Below are 4,808 nucleotides of genomic sequence, written 5' to 3' on the forward strand. Positions count from 1 at the left end.
ATTTTGGCTCAATCTACAAGCAACTCATGATCTGTTCGAAGTTCAAAATGCGCATGGTCACGAGATTGACAAAATCAGAAAATATAGCGAAGCCATTTGAGTATGATGTGTAAAGGATGTATGGGCACTCTCATGAACAAATGTTCACTAATGTGACCAAATCTACATTATGGGAAGTTGCCTGTTGCATCACATAAGAAACTAAAAATAAAATCAATGTCCGTTACGATCATTGGTAGCTTCAAATTCGATTCGTTGTAATTCTGCAATAATATCTTTTATTTAAATGGTCCCTTGGAATGTCTCAATGTTTTTTGTTGACAGCATTCCACGTAACATTATACTGTTACACAGGCGAAATGGAATTTATCGTATATAAAGGCCAAAAATTCATTGTTGAATGGTATTATGATAAAAACTCAAAATCAAACGCATTAGAATTTTTCGATTCACTTACAGTGGATGAACAGGAAGATTTTTTAGTTTTAGTAAAAATTATGGCTGACCGCGGAAAAATTTTTAATAAGGAAAAATTCCGAAACGAGGGTGATAAGATATTCGCGTTTAAACCCAAACCAAATCGATTTCTGTGTTTTTTTACAGTTGGAAAAAAGATAATAGTAACAAACGGTTTCCAAAAGAAACAAGATAAATTGCCTGCAAATGAGAAAGAACGGGCAAAATCATTTCGAACTGATTATTTAGAACGAACGAAGAAAAGAGGCTATTATGAAAAGTCAGACAACTTTCGAAAGAGTAATACAAAATCCGAAGAGAAAAAAGAGTTTTGAAAAAAAATATAATGAGTTTTTGCTCTCGGAATTAGTTACTGAGTTAATGGAGCTTGAAAATATTTCAGTTCGCGAACTTGCAAAAATAACAAAACTCTCCCCTACAAGTATCCAGGAATTGAAATCTGGAAAAAAAGATAATCCTACTTTCTTGAGTTTGCTCAAGATAGTCGAGGCGCTTGGTGGGGCGATCGTATTTAAAAAAGGTAATAAAGAATTGGTTCATGTTCCTTGAAAATTTAAGTTAAATTCGAATTGTTAATTTTTATAAGCTGTATGATATGCTTTCAGTTTATCCAATAGCTAAATCCTGTCAAAATCATTTACTCACGAAGGATTTAAGAGTAGAGATATCGATTGGAAGAGTCGGTCCACTATCTCCTTGCAACAAGCCTGAATCTGCTCGTCCAAAAAGTGCTTGTAAGACTAGATTCCGATCTTCTTTTTCAAGGCCGCCTTCTTTTAACATCGCAAGATAAAAGTGACTCAGTTGAAGTCGCTCTTTTGCGTCAACGGCAAGATGATAATTGCTCAAAGTAAGTTTGATTGAAATCCGAAGAAGGTAGACAAAGGTCGAAATAGCAATACCGATGAGAAGCGCACCTTTCACACTTTGAAGAGAGAAAACATCAGGGCTCCAATGCGATGGATAGAAAAAGAAAATAACACTGATGAAACTAATAGTAAGTCCTCCGATTAAGAAAGAAAGGTTTCTCCATCTGTGTCCTTTTTTTAGATAATGCGTTTCCATTTCTTGCCAATATTGCGCCGGTGCTGAAATACGGAGTTTTTCTTCGTAGTTCTTTAAGATTTCATCAAATTTTTTCTTATATTCCTTTTCGAATTCTACGGTTCTATGCTTGTGTGTAGCGAATATATTCTCACCCGAAGACTTAATACTTTCCACCTGATTTCTCAGTTCATTCAAAAAAGAATTACTTTGATGGATAGTCGCATTGCTCACTTTTTTTAATTCGCTATTATACTCTTTACTTTTTAAAAAAAGCTCTTCGAATCCATTCGAAAAAAGTTTCGGGTTATCAATGAAAACAGATTTGATATATCCAGTTAAATACTCTTTTCTTAAATAATGAGCGTTGAACGTTCCATTGAAATAATCTGCAATACCTTCAATTTCATTTTCAGAATTTGAATACAAGGATCTAATTTTTGTACCTTTATCTGAATTGCTATAAACTTTATTATAAAAATCCATCATTAACGAATTATGAATTTCGTTTAGCTCCCTATCAAGTAATGCTTCGTTTTTGTTATTATTGAAATTAATAATTGCTTGTTCGAGCTTAAAGTTAAGAGCACTAAAAAAGCTTTGTATATTCCCGAGTTTTCCTATTGAGTAATTTTTCCAAACAGATATTTCTTTTTTTAATACATCTGAAAGTGAAGTAATATCCTTGATTACAGTCTCTTCATTATCTATTGATAATTTCCAATTTCTTTTGTTAAAGATCCGATTTATTTCTTCCATTTCTACTCCCATACCAAATCCTGCTAAATTTTAAGTAATCTGAATATTCAAAGTAAGAATGATATGTACCAAACGCAATAAAAAAGCCCCTCATCGGGTCTAAAGAAAGAACAGAATAGAGGTAAAGTATAAGGCTATGAGTTCGCCCTTCTAAAAATCAATTTTGAGATTACATCAATCGCCTTCGAGCCAATCCCCGAGACATATAAAAAAAACCTCCGAAAATCGAAATTTTAATATCTGAGTCATTACTCAGAAAGATACGTCTCTAGGTTTTACCCAAGTGGATCTTATTGCTTACAACGGCGGGAATGTGTATGGAGGCTTTTTCTCAACTCTCTGTGCAACGGACGTCTGCACCGGCTGGACGATCTGCATCTTAGAACAGAAAATAGTTTACGCCTCTTGAATATCATTCTATATTTGGAGTAGATTTTTATATGATTCCCTTTTGCTCCTTTGAATCGTTTTTTCTTGATGCAAGTCGCCTCATTTCCTCATTATGATGGGTTTTCTTATTAAGTTTGGGTTGATTGAATAATGTGTCTTTATGATATTCGTATATTTGGTTGTTATTAGGTATTTATGCGACATTCAGAGATTAATAGTTAGGCGTCATTTCGCTCGGTATAAATAAAAACCACAGAGATTTTATGGAAAAAAATGAAATAGTTAAACTTCATAATAGCTATGAATTAGCTGCATTTAATAAACTGAGCGAAAATTTCGAATTGCTTCCATATTTTCTATTTTCTTCACAAGAATATAATGAAATCATGAAGGAGAAGTTAAAAAATGGTAGTGCATTTGAATTAATTAATGAGTTAATTTTTAATCAAGCAAACCGGAAGATTTATCTACCTTTCAATTCCTTTTATATTGACACTGGTAGTATCTTATTAAGCACAGATGATGATTCTGTTTTTTCGAAGCTTGCTTGTGATAGCTCATTTTACGTTACAATCAGGAATAATGATTTAATCTTATATCAATTTTTAAAGCCATTGCCATATAATGACCAACTTCCAAAGTTCATCTTAGAACAAATTATAGATATAAATAGCATAATAAGTTTTTTAATTGACAAAGATAATTATAAAATTTTTATAAAAATGACGATGTCTCGAACTAGTAATTTCTTATCACAAGGAAAAATGGATGAAATTGTTTCATTAGATGAAGACCAAATGTCTCAACCACTGATAAGGCATATTTTCAACTGGGCGCACGGGACAACTATCTATTTTATTCTATATTTTATTGAATATCTTAATTCACCGAAGAATTATATTGTACAAAAATATAATTCTAAAATTTTGAATAAATCATCAGAATATATTTTATCAAAAAGTCATTTTTTAATAATTGATAAGCATTCGCTTAAAAAATCGCGTGATGGCAAACTTTTTGAAATTAATAGAAATCATAGATCAGGGTATCTTTCATCACACTTTCGTCGAGGATATTTACGGACCTATAAACATGAAAGATTTACAAAAATGAAAGGGGAATTAGGCTTTGTTAAGGCTACATGGATTGGTCCGAAAGAATGGACTGGAAAAGATAATAAAATATATAAAATAATAGATATCGGAATTACGCGAAACGACGCCTAACTTCGTTTCCCGTTTCGCTCGGTTGCCGATGTGCCTTAGTTATAGGGCAATAGGTTTTGGAAATATTTGAATATCCGTATTGGAAAATAGAATTTACCAAAATATATATTACAAGTTGCATGAATGATAAACAAGATTTAATTTTAGTAGAACAATTCTTCAAGGTTAAGAAAAAGATTTGTCCGGAGAGGATAACCACTTTTAATATTAGTAAAACCGATTTTCAAGTTAAGTATACAGACGGAGGCTTCTTTTATTGTGAAGTAAAATCTCCAAAGTTAGTTTTCAATAAAATATTTAATGGATATAAACATTCAACAATACTATCGAAACTTTCAGATCTTCAACATACAGCATGTAAACAATTCAAAAAAACAAATCCACAACATATCGTTCCTAATATCTTAGTATGGATTTCGCGAGACTTTCAATTGAATTGGACAGATTTAGAATCTTGTTTTCTTGGTCAAATTACCGTTAAGTCTCAATTGATTTACGATTTCAAAAAAAGTCATTTCTACCAAAAAGCGACCAATGACTTAGGAATTATAGATTATCATATATGGCTACAAGCAAATATGAACAATACGATATATGAAGAAACGCATTTTCAAGTTCAGAATACAAAAATGTCTTTACAGCTTATTAAGTTACTTCAAGAAAATATTATAAAAGCTCAGTGGTAATGGATAAAGAATTTCAGGCGCATCCTAAATTGCGTGTTATGGCTACCCTTTTTATACTATTTCTTCTAGCGGCTATGCTTTGGTTTTTTGGCTTCTATCTTAATTCAAATTTTTAAAAAAATAAGACCACTATTTTATATTTTTATTTCTTAGATAAAGATTCCAGATTGGCCAATCTTTAATCCTTGAAAGTTCTTCCGTAGGTATATTAGGTAAATTGAATTCT

At 31.8% G+C, this 4,808-nt stretch carries 5 protein-coding genes; 4 read left to right on the top strand and 1 reads right to left on the bottom strand.

The window, feature by feature from the left end; translation table 11 throughout:
* The first annotated feature begins 359 nt into the window (after window positions 1-359).
* Together LEP1GSC062_RS02735 and LEP1GSC062_RS02740 are read left to right on the top strand one after the other, a co-directional pair.
* The gene (locus LEP1GSC062_RS02735; protein ID WP_020983338.1) at window positions 360-791 is read left to right on the top strand and encodes a type II toxin-antitoxin system RelE/ParE family toxin; all 432 of its coding nucleotides are present in this window, start codon (window positions 360-362) and stop codon (window positions 789-791) included.
* A gap of 19 nt (window positions 792-810) precedes the next feature.
* The gene (locus LEP1GSC062_RS02740) at window positions 811-1,026 is read left to right on the top strand and encodes a helix-turn-helix domain-containing protein (RefSeq protein ID WP_244265078.1); all 216 of its coding nucleotides are present in this window, start codon (window positions 811-813) and stop codon (window positions 1,024-1,026) included.
* 84 nt (window positions 1,027-1,110) lie between these two features.
* Here the strand turns inward: LEP1GSC062_RS02740 and LEP1GSC062_RS02745 are convergent, their stop codons facing one another.
* Window positions 1,111-2,292, bottom strand: a complete 1,182-nt coding sequence (locus LEP1GSC062_RS02745) for a DUF6161 domain-containing protein (RefSeq protein WP_010576948.1) — start codon at window positions 2,290-2,292, stop codon at window positions 1,111-1,113.
* A gap of 641 nt (window positions 2,293-2,933) precedes the next feature.
* Here LEP1GSC062_RS02745 and LEP1GSC062_RS02750 point away from each other — a divergent pair.
* Both LEP1GSC062_RS02750 and LEP1GSC062_RS23555 read left to right on the top strand, forming a co-directional pair.
* The gene (locus LEP1GSC062_RS02750; protein ID WP_010576947.1) at window positions 2,934-3,896 is read left to right on the top strand and encodes a hypothetical protein; all 963 of its coding nucleotides are present in this window, start codon (window positions 2,934-2,936) and stop codon (window positions 3,894-3,896) included.
* 119 nt (window positions 3,897-4,015) lie between these two features.
* Window positions 4,016-4,582 (top strand): hypothetical protein, encoded by a 567-nt coding sequence (locus LEP1GSC062_RS23555; protein WP_162142158.1) that lies wholly within the window; start codon window positions 4,016-4,018, stop codon window positions 4,580-4,582.
* The last annotated feature ends 226 nt before the right edge of the window (window positions 4,583-4,808 follow it).

The sequence above is a fragment of the Leptospira alexanderi serovar Manhao 3 str. L 60 genome (genome assembly GCF_000243815.2).
In the GTDB taxonomy this organism is placed as follows: domain Bacteria; phylum Spirochaetota; class Leptospiria; order Leptospirales; family Leptospiraceae; genus Leptospira; species Leptospira alexanderi.

What these genes read in the sequence shown, in the direction of transcription:
- LEP1GSC062_RS02735 (WP_020983338.1), top strand. Translation starts at nt 360, where the DNA reads ATGGAATTTATCGTATATAAAGGCCAAAAATTCATTGTTGAATGGTAT.
- LEP1GSC062_RS02745 (WP_010576948.1), bottom strand. Translation starts at nt 2,292, where the DNA reads ATGGGAGTAGAAATGGAAGAAATAAATCGGATCTTTAACAAAAGAAAT.
- LEP1GSC062_RS02750 (WP_010576947.1), top strand. Translation starts at nt 2,934, where the DNA reads ATGGAAAAAAATGAAATAGTTAAACTTCATAATAGCTATGAATTAGCT.
- LEP1GSC062_RS23555 (WP_162142158.1), top strand. Translation starts at nt 4,016, where the DNA reads ATGAATGATAAACAAGATTTAATTTTAGTAGAACAATTCTTCAAGGTT.